Origin of the sequence: Arthrobacter globiformis, from assembly GCF_046536215.2 — a bacterium.
Classification (GTDB): Bacteria; Actinomycetota; Actinomycetes; order Actinomycetales; family Micrococcaceae; genus Arthrobacter; species Arthrobacter globiformis_E.
Window position 1 is genome coordinate 57,671 of the sequence record NZ_CM143421.1, and the last position, 16,586, is coordinate 74,256.

At 66.2% G+C, this 16,586-nt stretch carries 17 protein-coding genes, 1 tRNA gene and 1 other RNA gene; 10 read left to right on the forward strand and 9 right to left on the reverse strand.

What is annotated here, in order from left to right:
* Positions 1-7: 7 nt before the first annotated feature.
* Positions 8-748, reverse strand: a complete 741-nt coding sequence (locus R5O87_RS00290; RefSeq protein ID WP_410556913.1) for a FadR/GntR family transcriptional regulator — start codon at positions 746-748, stop codon at positions 8-10.
* A 242-nt stretch (positions 749-990) separates the two neighbouring features.
* Between R5O87_RS00290 and gndA the strand changes: the two genes are divergently transcribed.
* Together gndA and R5O87_RS00300 are read left to right on the forward strand one after the other, a co-directional pair.
* The gene (gene gndA, locus R5O87_RS00295) at positions 991-2,427 is read left to right on the forward strand and encodes an NADP-dependent phosphogluconate dehydrogenase (protein WP_331573102.1); all 1,437 of its coding nucleotides are present in this window, start codon (positions 991-993) and stop codon (positions 2,425-2,427) included.
* Between the two features lie 153 nt (positions 2,428-2,580).
* Positions 2,581-3,414: an oxidoreductase gene (locus tag R5O87_RS00300; protein ID WP_410556915.1), complete on the forward strand. Its 834-nt coding sequence runs from the start codon at positions 2,581-2,583 to the stop codon at positions 3,412-3,414.
* A gap of 6 nt (positions 3,415-3,420) precedes the next feature.
* Here the strand turns inward: R5O87_RS00300 and epsC are convergent, their stop codons facing one another.
* The 3 genes from epsC to msrA all read right to left on the reverse strand — a co-directional run bounded on the left by epsC (position 3,421) and on the right by msrA (position 5,574).
* Positions 3,421-4,005, reverse strand: a complete 585-nt coding sequence (gene epsC / locus R5O87_RS00305; RefSeq protein WP_410556916.1) for a serine O-acetyltransferase EpsC — start codon at positions 4,003-4,005, stop codon at positions 3,421-3,423.
* A gap of 41 nt (positions 4,006-4,046) precedes the next feature.
* The gene (gene cysK / locus R5O87_RS00310; RefSeq protein ID WP_410556917.1) at positions 4,047-4,982 is read right to left on the reverse strand and encodes a cysteine synthase A; all 936 of its coding nucleotides are present in this window, start codon (positions 4,980-4,982) and stop codon (positions 4,047-4,049) included.
* 67 nt (positions 4,983-5,049) lie between these two features.
* Positions 5,050-5,574, reverse strand: coding sequence for a peptide-methionine (S)-S-oxide reductase MsrA (gene msrA, locus R5O87_RS00315; RefSeq protein WP_410556918.1), 525 nt, complete (start codon positions 5,572-5,574; stop codon positions 5,050-5,052).
* A 115-nt stretch (positions 5,575-5,689) separates the two neighbouring features.
* Between msrA and R5O87_RS00320 the strand changes: the two genes are divergently transcribed.
* Positions 5,690-6,592 carry a Nif3-like dinuclear metal center hexameric protein gene (locus R5O87_RS00320; RefSeq protein ID WP_410557003.1) on the forward strand — a complete coding sequence of 301 codons (903 nt, stop codon included), beginning with the start codon at positions 5,690-5,692 and terminating at the stop codon, positions 6,590-6,592.
* Between the two features lie 101 nt (positions 6,593-6,693).
* Complete coding sequence (locus tag R5O87_RS00325) at positions 6,694-7,431, forward strand: zinc ribbon domain-containing protein (protein WP_410556919.1); 738 nt, start codon at positions 6,694-6,696, stop codon at positions 7,429-7,431.
* A gap of 39 nt (positions 7,432-7,470) precedes the next feature.
* On the opposite strand, the gene R5O87_RS00330 is transcribed toward R5O87_RS00325, so the two are convergent.
* Together R5O87_RS00330 and R5O87_RS00335 are read right to left on the reverse strand one after the other, a co-directional pair.
* A complete protein-coding gene (locus tag R5O87_RS00330) occupies positions 7,471-8,235 on the reverse strand; it encodes a YaaA family protein (protein ID WP_410556920.1) in 765 nt (254 codons plus the stop codon).
* Positions 8,236-8,296: 61 nt separating this feature from the next.
* The gene (locus tag R5O87_RS00335; RefSeq protein ID WP_410556921.1) at positions 8,297-9,259 is read right to left on the reverse strand and encodes an alpha/beta hydrolase; all 963 of its coding nucleotides are present in this window, start codon (positions 9,257-9,259) and stop codon (positions 8,297-8,299) included.
* Positions 9,260-9,329: 70 nt separating this feature from the next.
* Between R5O87_RS00335 and rnpB the strand changes: the two genes are divergently transcribed.
* The 5 genes from rnpB to R5O87_RS00360 all read left to right on the forward strand — a co-directional run bounded on the left by rnpB (position 9,330) and on the right by R5O87_RS00360 (position 13,153).
* An RNA gene (gene rnpB, locus R5O87_RS00340) (RNase P RNA component class A) lies at positions 9,330-9,722 on the forward strand.
* A gap of 46 nt (positions 9,723-9,768) precedes the next feature.
* On the forward strand, positions 9,769-10,131 hold the full coding sequence (locus R5O87_RS00345; RefSeq protein ID WP_410556922.1) for a hypothetical protein: 363 nt from the start codon (positions 9,769-9,771) through the stop codon (positions 10,129-10,131).
* 309 nt (positions 10,132-10,440) lie between these two features.
* A complete protein-coding gene (locus tag R5O87_RS00350; RefSeq protein ID WP_462836355.1) occupies positions 10,441-11,898 on the forward strand; it encodes a glyceraldehyde-3-phosphate dehydrogenase in 1,458 nt (485 codons plus the stop codon).
* A gap of 117 nt (positions 11,899-12,015) precedes the next feature.
* On the forward strand, positions 12,016-12,225 hold the full coding sequence (locus R5O87_RS00355) for a hypothetical protein (RefSeq protein ID WP_410556924.1): 210 nt from the start codon (positions 12,016-12,018) through the stop codon (positions 12,223-12,225).
* Positions 12,226-12,355: 130 nt separating this feature from the next.
* Positions 12,356-13,153: an HNH endonuclease family protein gene (locus tag R5O87_RS00360; RefSeq protein ID WP_410556926.1), complete on the forward strand. Its 798-nt coding sequence runs from the start codon at positions 12,356-12,358 to the stop codon at positions 13,151-13,153.
* Positions 13,154-13,186: 33 nt separating this feature from the next.
* Here R5O87_RS00360 and def read toward each other — a convergent pair whose 3' ends face one another.
* The 3 genes from def to orn form a co-directional block, all read right to left on the reverse strand.
* Positions 13,187-13,759, reverse strand: a complete 573-nt coding sequence (gene def / locus R5O87_RS00365) for a peptide deformylase (protein ID WP_410556928.1) — start codon at positions 13,757-13,759, stop codon at positions 13,187-13,189.
* A 125-nt stretch (positions 13,760-13,884) separates the two neighbouring features.
* Positions 13,885-13,957: transfer RNA gene (locus R5O87_RS00370), tRNA-His, on the reverse strand.
* 130 nt (positions 13,958-14,087) lie between these two features.
* Positions 14,088-14,735 (reverse strand): oligoribonuclease, encoded by a 648-nt coding sequence (orn, locus tag R5O87_RS00375; RefSeq protein WP_462836426.1) that lies wholly within the window; start codon positions 14,733-14,735, stop codon positions 14,088-14,090.
* 286 nt (positions 14,736-15,021) lie between these two features.
* Between orn and mptB the strand changes: the two genes are divergently transcribed.
* A complete protein-coding gene (gene mptB / locus R5O87_RS00380; RefSeq protein WP_410556930.1) occupies positions 15,022-16,578 on the forward strand; it encodes a polyprenol phosphomannose-dependent alpha 1,6 mannosyltransferase MptB in 1,557 nt (518 codons plus the stop codon).
* The last annotated feature ends 8 nt before the right edge of the window (positions 16,579-16,586 follow it).

A 16,586-nucleotide genomic window follows, 5' to 3' on the forward strand; every position in this document is an offset into this window, starting at 1 on the left:
GAAGGATCTAGGCGGACTGCGTCCCACGCTGCAGCGGAACGAAGACCCTCGGCTGCTCCACCCACACGGGCTCCATTTCGGAGATGGTGCGGCGCATGATCCTGCTCGACGCCTCGCGGGCCTCCGACGCGTGGCCGCCAAAGATGGCTTCGGCCACATCCAGGTGCCACTGCAGGGTGAGGTCCCGCGGGCGGTCGGGCATGAGTCCGTGCACAGTGCGGCCGGTCAGGGTTTCGGCCACCTGGCCCACGAGGTTGGCGAACATCTCATTGCCGGACCCGCTGAGCAGCAGCGAGTGGAACTGGATGTCCAGCTCCAGGAAGCGCGGCACGTCGCCGGCCTGGCCGGCCTCGCGCATGGCCAGGGCCACGTCGAGCAGTTCCTGCCGCAGTTCCTGCGGCGCATTGACAGCTGCGAGCTCCGCGGCCACTGGTTCGACGGCGGAGCGGAGTTCCGCAAGGGAACGCAGCTGGGCGCCACGGCCTTCCCCGGCAAGCCGCCATCGGATCACGAGCGGATCGAACGGGTTCCAGCGGTGCGCCGGCAGGACCTTGATGCCGACCCGTTTGGTTGTCTCCACCAGCCCCAGCGACTGCAGGACCCGGACAGCTTCGCGGATCACGGACCGGGACACCTGGAGTTCATCCTCCAGCTGCTCTGCCAGCATCACGTGCCCTGGCGGGAGGCTGCCGTCGACGATTCTGGTACCAAGGTGCTCGACGGCACGGTGGTGGAGGCTGGTTGACATAGAGGTAAGCATAGTGGGGGCCGGAGGCTTTGTTGCCCCCGGCCAGGGGAGTCTGGACGCGGCCTCGGGGGCGCGTCATAGACTCTTTATGGCGCGAGTTGCGTCCAAGGAGTGGTCACCCGCTTTCGCCCCCGACCGCGAATATATATGCTTTATTCAGCAGCCTGCTTTTCTGAAGGGTGTTCCGCAGGACACGCGGGACCCCATGCACTTACGTCGCACACACTGAATTGGAGTTTTTGATGTCAGCACAGATCGGTGTCACCGGCCTCGCGGTGATGGGCGCCAACCTGGCCCGCAACCTGGCCCGCAACGGCTACACGGTTGCCCTGCACAACCGCTCGGTCGGCAAGACCGACGCCCTGCTCGAAAAGCACGGCCACGAGGGTGACTTCGTCCGGACCGAGTCCCTCGAGGAACTGGTCAACTCCCTCGAAAAGCCGCGCCGCGTCCTGATCATGGTGAAGGCCGGCAAGCCGGTGGACTCCGTCATCGAACAGCTCGAACCGCTGCTGGAGGCCGGTGACATCATCATCGACGCCGGCAACTCGCACTACGAGGACACCCGTCGCCGCGAAGCCGCGCTGGCCAAGAAGGACCTCCACTTCGTGGGCGTCGGCGTCTCGGGCGGCGAAGAGGGCGCCCTCAACGGCCCTTCCATCATGCCCGGCGGTTCCAAGGAGTCCTACGACGCCCTGGGCCCGCTGCTGGAGAAGATCTCCGCCAAGGTCGACGGCCAGCCCTGCTGCGCCTGGATCGGCACTGACGGCGCCGGCCACTTCGTCAAGATGGTCCACAACGGCATCGAATACGCCGACATGCAGGTCATCGGCGAGGCTTTCGACCTCCTCCGCTCCGGCGCCGGCATCGAGCCCGCCGAACAGTCCAAGATCTTCGCTGAATGGAACAAGGGCGAGCTCGCATCCTTCCTGATCGAAATCTCCGCCGAGGTCCTTGGCCACGTGGACGCCAAGACGGGCAAGCCGTTCGTCGACGTCGTCGTGGATGCCGCAGGCCAGAAGGGCACCGGCCGCTGGACGGTCATCTCCGCCCTCGAACTCGGCTCCCCGGTGTCGGGCATCGCAGAGTCCGTCTTCGCCCGTGCCCTGTCCTCCCAGGCCGAACAGCGCAAGCTGGGCCAGGAGCTGCTCGCCGGTGAGGAAATCGCCGTCGACGTTCCCGAGAACTTCGTCGAGGACGTCCGCCAGGCGCTCTACGCCTCCAAGCTCGTGTCCTACGCGCAGGGCCTGGACATGCTGACCTCCGCCGCGACGGAATACGGCTGGGACCTCAAGCTCGACGAGATCGCCTCGCTGTGGCGCGGCGGCTGCATCATCCGTGCCGAACTGCTGAAGGAAATCACCAACGCCTACGCGGCCGAGGAGAAGCCGGCAAACCTGCTGTTCGCCCCGGCCTTCACCAAGGCGATCGCCGGTGCCCTGCCGGCATGGCGCCGCGTGGTCGCAACGGCTGTCCAGCTGGGCATCCCGGTTCCCGTGTTCTCCTCCTCGCTGGCCTACTACGACGGCCTCCGCCGCAAGCGCCTTGCTGCCGCCGTCATCCAGGGCCAGCGCGACCTCTTCGGAGCCCACACCTACGGCCGCGTCGACGCCGAGGGCACGTTCCACACGCTGTGGGGCGAAGACAAGTCCGAGGTCGAGGCAGTGGACACCCACTAGCCACACCGCGGTGTAACGCAGGAACGGCCGGCCCTCCCGGATAGTCTGGGAGGTGCCGGCCGTTCGTGCGTCCGGCTCCAGCTGTTATTTACGACGACGACGCCGATCCGCGCGCAGCTGATCCACATCCGCCGTTTCCCCGAGGAGTTCCGAGTGTCCCAGCCCGTAGCGATTGTCACCGGCGCCTCCACCGGCATCGGATTCGAGTCGGCCAAGCTCTTAAGCGCCGACGGCTTCACCGTCTACGCCGGAGCCAGACGGGTGGACAGGATGGAGCCGCTCAAGGCGCAGGGAATCAGGGTCCTGGCACTGGATGTCACGGACGACGCGTCAATGCAGGGCATGGTGGCAGCGGTGCTTCAGGAACAGGGTCGGATCGATGTCCTGGTGAACAACGCGGGCTTCGGGTCCTTCGGTGCGCTGGAGGAGATGGAGCTGGCGGAGGGCCGCCGGCAGTTCGACGTGAATGTCTTTGGCCTGGCGCGGATGACGCAGCTGGTTCTACCGTCAATGCGTGCTGCCGGGCGGGGCAGGATCATCAACATCTCCTCCATCGGAGGCAAGTTCTATGAGCCTCTGGGAACCTGGTACCACGCCACCAAGTTCGCGGTGGAGGGCCTCAGTGACGCGCTGCGGCTGGAACTGAAGCCGCACGGGATCAGCGTGTCCATCATCGAACCCGCCAGCACCGTGACGGAGTGGGGCGGGATTGCGGCGGACGGGCTGCTGGCGAGCTCAGGCAACGGACCGTATGCGGCCCAGGCGAGGGAAATGGCAGCCGTGCTGGCATCCACGGAGCGGCCCGCAACGTCCACCCGGCCCGACGTCGTCGCCGGTGCGGTACTGACGGCCGCCACTGCGGCCCGTCCCCGGACGCGTTACCCGGTGGGCAGGGGCGCCCGCGCCATCACCGCGCTGCGGCGGCTCCTGCCCGACCGGGTGTACGACCTGGCGGTGACGGCGGTGCTGAAACGCATCGCCGTCTGATTAGCGTCAGATCCGGTATTCGATGTAATACTCTGCCGGGTCAACGGCGGGCTTGGTCTCCCGCTGTGCGTCGCGGTGCCGCCAGCTTGCCGGGATGCCCGTGACGATGGACTCGGGCGGTGCGTCCTTGACCACGACGGCGTTCGCCCCCACGGCACTGTCGTTGCCGATGACGATCGGTCCCAGGATTTTGGCGCCCGCACCGATCGTGACCCGGTCCCCGATGGTCGGGTGGCGCTTGACCTTCGCCAGGGAGCGGCCGCCGAGCGTGACGCCGTGGTAGATCATGACGTCCTCGCCGATCTCGGCCGTTTCGCCGATGACCACACCCATGCCATGGTCAATGAAGAAGCGGCGTCCGATGGTGGCACCGGGATGGATCTCGATGCCGGTCAGGAACCGCGTGAGCTGCGAGATGAGCCGCGCAGGGAACCGCGTGGACGGATTCTGCCACAGCTTGTGCGTCAGGCGGTGCGCCCAGATGGCGTGCAGCCCTGAGTACGCGAAAAAGTTCTCAAAAGAACCTCGAGCCGCCGGGTCATGGGACCGGGCGGCGTCGAGGTCTTCCATAAGTCTTGCGAAGAAACCCACAAAGATCTTTCTACAGGAAACGGAAAGCAGCTGGCTAAGGTCTAGCCGCGGATGTCGTCATAGAGCACGGTGGAGATGTAACGCTCACCGAAATCGCAGACGACGGCCACGATCAGCTTGCCGGCGTTCTCCGGGCGCTTGGCCAGCTCGAGGGCGCCCCAGACGATGGCGCCGGAGGAGATGCCGCCCAGGATGCCTTCCTTGACGCCGAGCTCGCGGGCCACGGCCACGGAGTCCTCCAGGGTGGCGTCCAGGACCTCGTCGTAGACGTTGGTGTCCAGGAGTTCCGGGATGAAGTTGGCGCCGAGGCCCTGGATCTTGTGCGGGCCCGGGGCCCCACCGTTGAGGATGGGGGAGTCCTTGGGTTCCACGGCAACGATCTGGATGTCGGGGTTGCGCTCCTTCAGGACCTGGCCGACACCCGTGATGGTGCCGCCGGTGCCAATGCCGGAGACAAAGATGTCCACCTTGCCGTCGGTGTCGGCCCAGACCTCCTCGGCGGTGGTCTTGCGGTGGATCTCCGGGTTGGCCTCATTGGCGAACTGCTGTGCCCAGATGGAGTTCTCGGTGTTGGCCACAATTTCCTGGGCCTTCTCCACGGCGCCGCGCATGCCCTCGGAGCCCGGGGTCAGCACGATCTCGGCACCGAAGGCGCGGAGCATGACGCGGCGCTCGGTGGACATGGTTTCCGGCATGGTCAGGATGACCTTGTAGCCGCGGGCTGCGCCCACCATGGCCAGGGCGATGCCGGTGTTGCCGGAGGTACCTTCGACGATGGTTCCGCCGGGCTTCAGCGCGCCGGACTTCTCCGCTGCGTCGATGATGGCGACGCCGATACGGTCCTTGACGCTGTTGGCCGGGTTGTAGAACTCAAGCTTGACCGCAACGGTGGCGTCCAGGCCTTCCGTCAGGCGGTTGAGCTTGACCAGCGGGGTGCCGCCCACCAGCTGCGTTACATCGTCGTAGATCCGTGCCATGTGTACTTGCGCCTATCTCTGAGGAGGGAATACTTTGGTCAGCCTAACGATGGGGTCAGCGCCCCTGCTAAGCATTAAGCCATGCAGAGTAATATTTCCGTGCCTTGGCCAGCTTCGGGTTAATAATGACCTGGCAATAGCCCTGCTCCGGGAACTTGGCGTAGTAGTTCTGGTGAATGTTCTCCGCCGGATAGAACACGGGGAGCCGGCTGACCTCGGTCACGATCGGCCGGGACCACAGCGCCTGGTTCCGTTCGATCGCCTCCTCGAAGAGAATCTTCTCCTCAGTCGTCTCATAGAACATCGACGAGCGGTACTGCGTGCCGACGTCGTAGCCTTGGCGGTTGCGCGTGGTGGGGTCGTGCAGCGCGAAGAACATGTCCAGGATGACTTCGGCCGGGATGACCTCCACATCAAAGGTCACGGCAACCACCTCCGCGTGCCCCGTGGTGCCGGAACAGACGGAATAGTAGTCCGGGTCGCGTTCATGGCCGCCGGTGTATCCCGAAACCACCGACGTGACGCCCTTCGTTTTCTGGTAGACGGCGTCCAGGCACCAGAAACAGCCCCCACCAAGCACAAAAGTTTTCATGTCCTCTTTACCCATGCCTCTTTAATGGTTCGCGGGCGCCAATGATTCCCCCAGCCAACCCTAGGGTCACATACCGGTCAGGGGCCAGAGCCGACGGTAGGGTAAAAGTATGAGTATGGAACCTGTGAACAGTGACGTTGCAGCGGAACCGGAAGACGTTCCCGACGCCGCGGAGTCACCCGCCGCCGCAACGCTGGGGCAGCTCATGCTGGCCGTTGAGGAGCTCTGGCCGGAGTCGCTTGCTGAGGCATGGGACGAGGTGGGGCTCGTGGCCGGCCACCCCTCCGCCGAAGTCACGCGCGTCATGTTCGCCGTGGACCCCACGCTCGAGGTCATTGACGAGGCCATCGAATGGGGCGCGGAACTGCTCATCACGCATCACCCGCTGCTTCTCAAGGGCGTCACCTCGGTTGCCGCCAACACGCCCAAGGGCCGGGCCGTCCACCGCCTGATCGAATCCGGCACCGCACTGCTGACGGTCCACACCAACGGCGACTCTGCGGTGGGCGGCGTGTCCGACGTCCTGGCCGACGCCCTGGGGCTGGAGAATGTTTCGCCGCTGACGCCGGCGGCCGACGGCCTTCCCGAGGAAGGCATCGGGCGCGTCGGGGACCTCAGCGAGTCGATCACCCTGGGGGAATTCGCCGCGCGGGTCTTCGGCATCCTCCCCTCGGTGGCCGGCGGAGTGCGGGTGTCCGGGGACAAGGACGGGCTGGTGCAGCGGGTTGCCGTGTGCGGCGGTGCCGGGGATTCCCTCTTCGATGAGGTCCGGGCCAGCAACGCGGACCTGTACGTCACCGCGGACCTGCGCCACCATCCGGCCTCGGAAGCCAGGGAGGCCGCCGTGAACGGCCGGCCGTACCTCATCGATGTCTCGCACTTCGCGAGCGAGTGGCTGTGGCTGCCGGCCGCCGCCGAGGCGCTGGGCAACGTGCTCACGGACCAGGGCCTCGACGTCGAAATCCGGGTCAGCACCACCAACAGCGACCCGTGGGACTTCATACTCACTCCCGGCTAAGCCTGGCGCGCGAGGCTGGGGAGCGCGTTAGGCGCTAGAGTCTAGAAAACCCCACAGGGGTGCCGGCCCCGGGGCCGGATGGGATCAAGCGGAGGTAAAACGTGGCCAAGGCAGCACCGGCGGAACAATTGAAGTTGCTCGAGCTCCAGGGCCTGGACGCCCGACTGAAGTCACTGTCCAACCGCCGCCGCAGCCTGGAAAACGATCCCCGGATCACCGATCTTGAGGCCGCCCTCAGCGTTGCCAACGGGGAACTGGGCGCCGCGAAACTCGCCGTCCACGACGCCGAAGCGGAACTGAAGCGGGCCGAAGCGGACGTGGAGCAGGTGGCTACCCGGATTGAACGGGACGAGGCCAGGCTCAACAGCGGCACCGGCCTCTCCAAGGACCTCGTGGCCCTGCAGAAGGATATTGCCTCGCTCAACAAGCGCCGTTCCGACCTGGAGGACGTCGAACTGGAGGTCCTGGAGCGGCTGGACGGCCTGCGCGAACGGCAGGCGGCGCAGCAGAGCATCGTGGACGACATCCAGGGCTCATTCGGCGGGATCAGGGCCGAGCTCGACGCGGCGCTGGCCGAGGTGGCCGCCGAGGAGAACGAGGTGGCCGGCAGGCGGACGCGCTTCGCCGCAGGGCTGGACACCGGAATGCTCGCGGTCTACGAGAAGACCCTGGCCCGCCGCGGAGTGGGTGCAGCGCGGCTTTTCCACGGCACCTCGGAAGGCTCTGGCATGCAGCTAAGCCCCGGAGACCTGGCCGAGATCAAAGCCGCCGCCGAGGACGACATCGTGTTCTGCCCGGACTCCGGCTGCATCCTGGTGCGCTCCGCAGAGTGGGTGTGAGGCGGGCCTGCTCCGGCAGGATGACCCGGCCCGGCAGGCCTACCCCGGCAGAATGATGTTGAGGGCGTGGGCCTTGCGTGCCGTGCCCGGAACGAGTTCGGCCTGCCACTTCTCGGCCGCGGCCCTCAACAGCTGCTCCGGCGTGGCCGGGGCCTTGCCCCGCCGCGTCAGCAGGTGGCGTGCCAGTTCGCCCCGGGTGTGCTTGGCAAAATGGCTGACCACCTTGCGCGTGCCGTTCACCTCCGTGAACACGTTGACCGCCACGGTGTCCGCGGGCGGGGGAGTCCAGGCGGCTGCGTAGGTGCTGGACCGGCAATCGACCAGGAGCCGGCCGGCGGCGATTTCGCCGAGGGCGTCGGTCAGCTGCGGTTTCCAGAATGAGGCAAGGCGTCCGACGTCGGGCAGTGCCGTTGACATGGACAGCCGGTAGGCGGGCACGGAGTCGGCGAACCGGATGGCGCCCCACAGGGCGGAGATGACCAGCACCGATTCATCCGCCCGGCGCCGCTGCGCCGGCGTCATCGACTTGTAGCCGAGGGCGTCGTACAGCACGCCGGAATACACCTGGTGTGCCGGAGCGGCAGGTTCGGCGTGGAGCCGGGTGTTGCGTTCGACGTCGTCCTTGAGGGAGGCTCCGACGCCCAGCAGGGCGAGGGCGTCCTCGTGCGCACTGACTGTCCCCAGCGCGTCGAGCACCTTGGCCCGGTAGGTATTCAGGACGGGGAAACTCAACGAAGCCCAGTCCATGGCGTCGCCGCGGACGGCCGGTGTCTTGCCTTCGGATGGGGGGAGCAGAATCAGCACCGTACGATCTTACCGGCCGGTGCGGGACCAGCCGGGGCGCGGATCTGTCCGGCGGGTAACGTCAGCCCAGGGAACGGCCCAGGAAGTCGAGCACGTCCGGCAGGACGGACCGCCAGTACACGGCGTCGTGGCCGCCGGGCTGGAAGCCGCCCTCCACGCGGCCGGGAAGCCCGGAACGGTACCGGCGCACCGTGGCGGCCAGGTCATCCTCGCTGCCGCAGTCGATCCGCTTCGGTATCGCTGCAAGCCTCGGCCGGAGCGCAAAAACGTCATTCGCCGCGAAATCAGCCGGGCCGTCGAAGGCGCCCTGCATCCCCTCCTTATAGCTGGACCAGACCGCAGGGCTCATGGCCGCCACCGCGCGGAGCCCGGACACCCGGCCCCGCGACGCCAGGAGCAGGGCGCCGAAGCCGCCCATCGACGTGCCGAAGATGCCGACCCTTCCGAGGTCCAGCCCCTGCTCACCCAGGAACGGCAGGAATTCCTGCACCAGCATCGACTGCGTGTCAGTGCCGTCGGAGCGGGCATGCCACCAGGAGTCTCCGCCGTCCACGGCGGCCACCGCGAAGGGCGCCCCGCCGTCGTCAAGGTAGCGCTGCAGGGCCCGGTCCGCGGCGAGGTCGCGCAGCAGGACTTCACTGCTGGCGCCGCGCCCGTGCAGGAAGACCGCCACCGGCAGCAGTTGGTTGGCCTGCTCCGGAAGCGGCACGGCCAGGGACCAGTTCGTGATGACCGCCGGGCGGAAGCGGGAAACAAATCCGCCCGTCCGGGTCGATACAGCAGAAACCGGCGCTGCGGAAGCCGGCACCGACGAAGGCACTGTGGAGGGCTGCACGGACGGTGGGGGAGCCGGCGGGAGGGCCGCCGTCATTGTCCCTGCCGTGGTGGTCGCCGTCGTCGGGCCGGGAACCGGTCGGGGCGGGGCTGTGCAGGCCGACGTCGCGGCGGTCAGCCCGGCAGCGGCTGCCAACTGCAGCACGCGCCGCCGTGGAACGGACGGCCGCGGAAGGGACGACTGGTCCATTCCCCGATCCTAGCCCCCCGAACGGGCGCGTGTCCGGGCCCGCGGGAAAGCCCGTAAACTGGACTGCGGATGGGTTGACCAGGCGGCCGCGCGCCACGCAAGTGGCTCGAGGAACGTCCGGGCTCCACAGGGCAGGGTGGTGGGTAACGCCCACTCGGGGTAACCCGCAGGCCAGTGCCACAGAAAACAGACCGCCTGCGTCGCGCCGAATTTGAAAGCGGCACGAAGCAGGTAAGGGTGAAACGGCGGTGTAAGAGACCACCAGCTTCCCGGGTGACCGGGAAGGCTAGGTAAACCCCACCCGGAGCAAGGCCAGACAGGACACGTTTGAGGGCTGCCCGCCCGAGTGTCCGGGTAGGCCGCTGGAGGGCGTCGGCAACGGCGCTCGTAGATGGATGGCCGCTACTCCCGTGCCGGCAACGGCACTGGAGCACAGAACCCGGCGTATCGGTCAACCCATCCACTCAAGTAAGCCACCCGCCCCAGCCCGCGCCGGAAGGCAGATGCACGTGCAGTCCTCCTTTGACATCGACCCACGACTTGACGGGCTGCTCGCGACCATCTTTGGCCCCGGCCGGCAGGATCCGGACGGGACGATGGAGCTCACCCTCATTGTCGACGGGACAATAGTCTCCGGCTCGGCAGTGAGTGAAGAAGCGTGGTCCAGGCGCCAGAAAGCCCAGATCAGCACCTCAGACGGGTTCCCGGCAGAATTGCCGCACGTTACGGAGGAGGACCAGGTCCGGTTCATCCACTTCCTTGAACCCGTGGTGGTCTCGGGCGGAAACCCCATCCGCCTGAACGCCACGAGGGTGGACCTCCGCCACGTATCCGCCTGGAGCATTGGCCGCCTCAACTACGGCGAACAGTAGTGCGCCCCAGGCCGGGCGACAGGCATCACACCCTGTGTGAGTGATTTCACGGGCTACCGGCCGGTTCCGGTTCCCGGACCGCCCTAGAATGGATGGTGAACGTAGAAGTTCTGCCGCCGGATCTGCGTTCGCAGCCGGTGGTTTTTCTTTGCACGGTCAACGGCATCCGGGGTGGACCGAAACCCTGCCGGTGCCAGCTTGCCCTGGATAACTTCCAGTGGCCGCCATCCGGTTTACGAGGACGTAGCCGGTTGAACCAAGGAAGGTAGTTCTGTGAGCCAGACGTCAGATTCTTGTCTTGATACGTGGATGGGCCGGGAGGCGCTTGCCGAGGCCATGATCCCGGTTATCGGCCGGCTGTACCGTGAAAACAACGTGGTTACCTCCATCCACGGCCGCAGCCTGATCAACAAGTCCACCATGAACATCCTCAAGGCGCACCGCTTTGCGCGCCGGATGAGCAAGGACGAGCTGCTCCTGGAGGAGACGGCGCCGCTGCTGAACACGCTGGCACAGCTGGACCTGGGTGCCGCTGCCATCGACATCGCCCGCCTGAACCAGAAGTTCAAGTCCGACGGCGGCGACCTGACGCTGGAGGAATTCCTCCGTGCCGAGCTGGCCGAGATCGTGGGCAAGCGGGGCGCCGACGAGCGCACCAGCACCGACGTCGTGCTCTACGGCTTCGGCCGCATCGGCCGCCTCCTGGCGCGCCTCCTCATCGAAAAGGCCGGCGGCGGCCACGGCCTGCGGCTGCGTGCCATCGTGGTCCGGCGCGGCTCCGACAACGACCTCACCAAGCGCGCCAGCCTGCTGCGCCGCGACTCCGTGCACGGCTCCTTCGAGGGAACCATCCGGGTCGACACCGAGGCCAACACCATCACGGCCAACGGCGTCCGGATCCAGGTCATCTACTCGGACAACCCCGCCACCATCGACTACACCGCCTACGGGATCAACAACGCCCTCGTGGTGGACAACACCGGCCGCTGGCGCGACGCCGAGGGCCTCGGCCAGCACCTGCTGAGCAAGGGCGTGGCCAAGGTCCTGCTGACCGCACCGGGCAAGGGCGACCTGAAGAACATCGTCCACGGCATCAACCATGGCGACATCGCCGAATCCGACCAGATCGTGACGGCGGCCTCCTGCACCACCAACGCCATCACCCCGGTCCTGAAGGCGCTCAACGACAAGTACGGCGTCATCCACGGGCACGTTGAAACCGTGCACTCGTTCACCAACGACCAGAACCTGATCGACAACTTCCACAAGGGCGACCGCCGCGGCCGTTCCGCCGCGCTGAACATGGTGATCACCGAGACCGGTGCTGCCAAGGCCGTGGCCAAGGCACTGCCGGAACTGCAGGGCAAGCTCACGGGCAGCTCCATCCGGGTCCCCACCCCGGACGTGTCCCTGGCTGTGCTGAACCTCAACCTGGAACGCGGCACCACCAAGGACGAGGTCAACAACTACCTGCGCGAGATGTCGCTGCACTCGGACCTGCGCAAGCAGATCGACTACATCGACTCCCCCGAGGTGGTCTCCACCGACTTCGTCGGCTCCCGCCGCGCAGGCATCGTCGACGGCCTCGCCACCATCGCCAACGACAAGAACCTGGTGGTTTACGTTTGGTACGACAACGAGTTCGGCTACAGCTGCCAGGTGGTCCGCGTAATGGAGGAAATGGCCGGGGTCAACCCGCCGACCTTCCCGGCCAAGGACTCCGAAAAGGATGCCGCCCCGGTCCTGGCCGTGCCGGCTTCGGTCTAACCGGAACCCTTTTCGTCAGCCCCGCCCGCGCAATCGTGCCGGCGGGGCTGACCCGTTCCCGGGAACTTCCCGGGTAATTCTCTGGAATCAGCCGGAAAACGGGCACAAACTTGTGTCATGGAACAGAACCCGACACTCCAGCATGAGACAACCCTGGAACATGCACTCGATATTGCAAAAGCCAACCAGAAAGAAGCCCAGCGGCTTTTGGACCAGGCACGCACTTCACATGCGGCAGGGGAAATCGGCGATGAGAGGGTGGCCCAGCTGGAGCGGCTGCTTGATCTCGCCAACACCGATCTACATCGGGTCATGCGCGAGCAGTAGGTGACCGGCCCTCCACAGGGCACCTGTCCTCCACACTGTGGATACCCGCACGGCGGCCGGTGGTTTCGCCTAGGCTCCTGGATGTGTACCCACGTCATGCCCGGGATGCCGGGCGCACCGGACCGCTCCGATGAGCGTCAGCTGGGCCGGCTACCGGCGCGCCCGCCGGCGTTCCCGGCAGGCCTGGGCGGTGCTCGGTGCGGCCGCGGTATCGCTGGCCGCCGCCGCCGTGTGGTTTTTTACGGCAGGCCAGTTCATCGCTGCCGAGCCCGCCGTTTCCGGACCCAGCGAGGCGCCCGTGTTCGATGCCGCCTGGATGAAGCCGGTCACGCCTCCCTACCCGGTGCCGCGGGGCGGCGTGGCCGCCGTGCTGGAAACACTGGCCGTGAAGGGCCGGGCATCCGGCGCCGACTATGACCGGTCCGCGTTCGGCCAGGCCTGGCAGGACGCCGACCACAACGGCTGCGACACGCGCAACGACATCCTCCGCCGGGACCTTCACGACGTTGCGTTCACCAAGGGATCAAAGTGCAAGGTGGCCGCCGGCACCATGCAGGAACCATACGTGGGCCTCGTGGTCACGTTCGTCCGTGGCGCAGATTCGAGCAAGGCCGTGCAGATCGACCACGTCGTCGCGCTGGGCGATGCCTGGCAGAAGGGGGCCCAGCAGCTGACGCTGCAGCAACGGCAGAACCTTGCCAACGATCCGCTCAACCTCATTGCCGCGGACGGTGACGCCAACCAGGAGAAAAGCGCATCGGACGCCGCCACGTGGCTGCCGAAGAACAAAGCGCTCCGGTGCCACTACGTGGCGCGGCAGATTTCGGTGAAGGCAGCCTACGGCCTTTGGGTCACCCAGCCGGAGAAGGACGCCATGGCCCGCGTGCTGGATTCGTGTCCGCAGCAGCAGACGGTGGTGTCCCGGTAGCGGCAGCTGGCAGCGGGAGAAACCGCGCGGGTGTCAGTGTCCGAACGGGTCCGGGTCCACGCCCGGCATCCAGGTCAGGCCCGGGACGCCCCAGCCGCTCTTCTTGGCCTGCTTCATCGCCTTGCGGGAATACCTGTCGATCAGGCGGTTGACGTACAGCTTGCCGTCCAGGTGGTCGTACTCGTGCTGGATGATGCGGGCGAACCAGCCGGTCGCCTCGAAATCCACCGGTTTTCCGTGCCCGTCAAAGCCCTGCACCCGTACCCATTCGGCGCGCTTGAGCGGATACTGCTCCCCGGGGAAGGAGAGGCAGCCCTCCACCTCCTCGTCCGGATCCGGCAGTGCCCCGGACACCTTGGAGAGGGTCAGCACGGGGTTGACCACGGCGCCGGCCGGGGGAGCGCCGTCCTCGTTCGCGTACTTGTAGACGAAGATCCGCTTGCCCACGCCGATCTGCGGTGCGGCCAGTCCGACGCCGTTTGCCTTGTCGTTGGTTTCGAACATGTCGGCAATCAGCTGGCGGAGTCCGTCGTCGAACTCCTCCACTTCAGCAGCCCGGCGGTGCAGCACCGGCTCACCCCAGATGGTGATGGGCAGAACGGTCATGTCAGGGGATTCCTTCGGCGCCTTGCCGGCCGGGAGCCGGCGGGGGTGGAAACCAACAAAGGCCGCACCGGGTAACCGGTACGGCCTTTGTTGCTGGCCGGCAATGTGATGCCGACCTCGGTGCGGGTGAGCGACGGGGGTTGAACCCGCGACCTCCTGGACCACAACCAGGCGCTCTGCCAACTGAGCTACGCCCACCATGTGCCCTGCGGGCTGACCGGTTTCCCGGCCTTCCGAAAAGGCAACGACAAATAGTTTACCTGCTGTTTGGGGATGCTTTTGCCACTTTTGGCTGTTTCGGCAAAATTTTCCTCAAACGTGGCGCAGATTACTTTCCGGACTGCTGTGCTGCGGGCGGCGGGACGCTTTCCGGAGCCTGCTGGTCGACGGCGGAGGGCTGGTCGACAGCAGAGGGTGAGGCCGAGATGCGCTGGGAGATCTTTTGGGCCGAAGTGCTGTCCGGTCCGGGGGCGGGCACGAAGACGGCTTCCCGGTAGTACCGGAGTTCGTCGATGGAATCCTTGATGTCCCCAAGGGCGCGGTGGCCGCCGTGCTTGGCCGGAGCCTGGAAGTAGGCGCGCGCATACCAGCGACGGGCCAGTTCCTTGATGGTGCTGACGTCGATGATGCGGTAGTGCAGGTGCTCCACCACCGAGGGCATGTCCCTGGCGAGGAAGACCCGGTCCGTTCCGACGGAGTTGCCGGCGAGGGGCGCCTTGCGGGGGTCCGGAACCCACTTGCGGATGTAGTCCAGCACCAGGGCCTCGGCTTCGGCCATCGTTTTGCCGGCCGGAAGCTCGTTCAGCAGGCCCGACCGGGTGTGCATGTCCCGGACGAAGTCGTTCATCTGCGCGAGGGCGGCGTCGTCCGGCTTGATCACGACGTCCACCCCGTCGCCAAGGATGTTGAGTTCGGAGTCGGTCACCAGGGCCGCAACCTCGATCAGGGCGTCGTTGACGCTGTCGAGGCCGGTCATTTCGCAGTCGATCCAGACGATGCGTTCGTTAGTAATAGGCACCTGTTCAGCCTACCGTTTAGCCGCGTGCAAGCCTTGGAGAGGCGCTCCGGTGCTAATATTTCGGGTACGTGGCAACGCTCATTGCGGCGGCCGCGTCCTCGGCGTCGCCCAAATTGGGGTGCCGCCCAATTCGGCTGGTTGCCCAGTTCGGGCCGGCCGCTCAGCTTGGCTGCAGACGGGGGCAGCACGCCCAAAAGAGATTTGCCTAACGAGATAGGCGCAGAAGAGATTGGACGATCCTGAGATGACGGCGCCTGTGCCTGCGATAGGGGAAACGGCCACCGGCACTTCCACGGACCCGGCCGGGCCGGAAGTGGACAATCCGCGCTCACCGATTCTGTCCGGTTTCATCGGTTCCATGTTCCTGCTCGTCGGCTCGCTCGGAGTCGGCTGGCTGGCGCCGGTCTCGGAGCTTAGGCGGATGCCTCTGTTCATCTGGATGCGCACCGAGGCGTTCGGCGTCGGGCTGTCCATCGTGCTGCTCGCGGTGGGCGGCATGCTGCTTGTCCGGGCCTGGCTCAGGCTTGGCCAGCACGTCCACGTCTGGGGAAGGCAGGCCCGCAAGGCCACGCTCCAGGCCATCGTGGCGTGGGGTCTGCCCATGATGTTTACCGTCCCGCTGTTCAGCCGGGACGTCTATGCGTACATCGGCCAGGGCCGCCTGATGGTCGAAGGCTTCAACCCGTACGAGAACGGCATTTCGGCGCTGTCCAACTACTTCCAGCTGGGTGCCGACAAGATGTGGACCGAGGCCCCGGTTCCCTACGGCCAGGTGTTTTTGTGGATCGAGCAGTTCGTGGTCTGGTCCACCAACGTCCAACCGGAAGCCAGCATCATGCTGTTCCGCGTGGCCGCGCTGGCGGGCGTGGTGCTGTGCATCATCTATGTCCCCAAACTCGCCGAGCTACACGGGGTCAATCCGCACCGTGCCCTGTGGCTGACGGCGGCGAATCCGCTCTTCCTGACCAACTTCATCGCCAGCGTCCACAACGATTCGCTCATGATCGGGCTGGCCCTCGCCGGCCTGTATTACTGTGCCACGCGGCGCGTCATCCTCGGCATCGTCCTCGTGACGGCGTCCATCGCGGTGAAGCCGATCACCGTGGTGTTCCTTCCGTTCATCGGCCTGCTCTGGGCGGGCAAGGGGGCCAGCTGGCCGCGGAAGTTCGTGTTCTGGGGACTGACCGCCGGCCTCAGCCTTGCCCTGCTCTACGCCATGAGCCTGGTGAACGGCTTCGGGTTCGGCTGGATCAACGGCCTCTCTGCGCCCGGCAGCGTGTGGATCTGGTACGCCCCCGTCGGGCTGCTTGGCCTGGTGGTGGCATCCATCGCCAACGCGTTCAGCCTGGACGGCTGGGGTCTGGCCAAATGGGTTTACGACGCCGGCAAGCTCCTCGCCGTGGGCATCGTGGCCTGGCAGATCCTCCGCGGCGAACACGACCGCCTCATGCGGCGCCTGACCCTTGCCTTCGCCGCCGTTGTGGTGCTGTCACCCATGATCCAGTCCTGGTACGTGGTGTGGCTGATCCCGCTGTTCGCCGTCACGGGCATCCGTGACGACTGGCAAGTCAAGGCCCTCTACTTCATCGTCTCCTTCTTCATGGTCTATGCCATCTCCGACCAGCTGGAAGTCTTCCCGTACCTGCAGACCGACGACCTGGGCCTGGCTTTGGCACTTGCCCGCAATGCGGCCGCCATCATCGCCCTGCTGTTCGCGCTGTACCTGATCTTTCTCGACCGCAGCACCAAGCGGCTGTTCAGCAAGGCGGACCAGCCCGTCACCACCCGCCCGGTCATCTGACCTCAGGG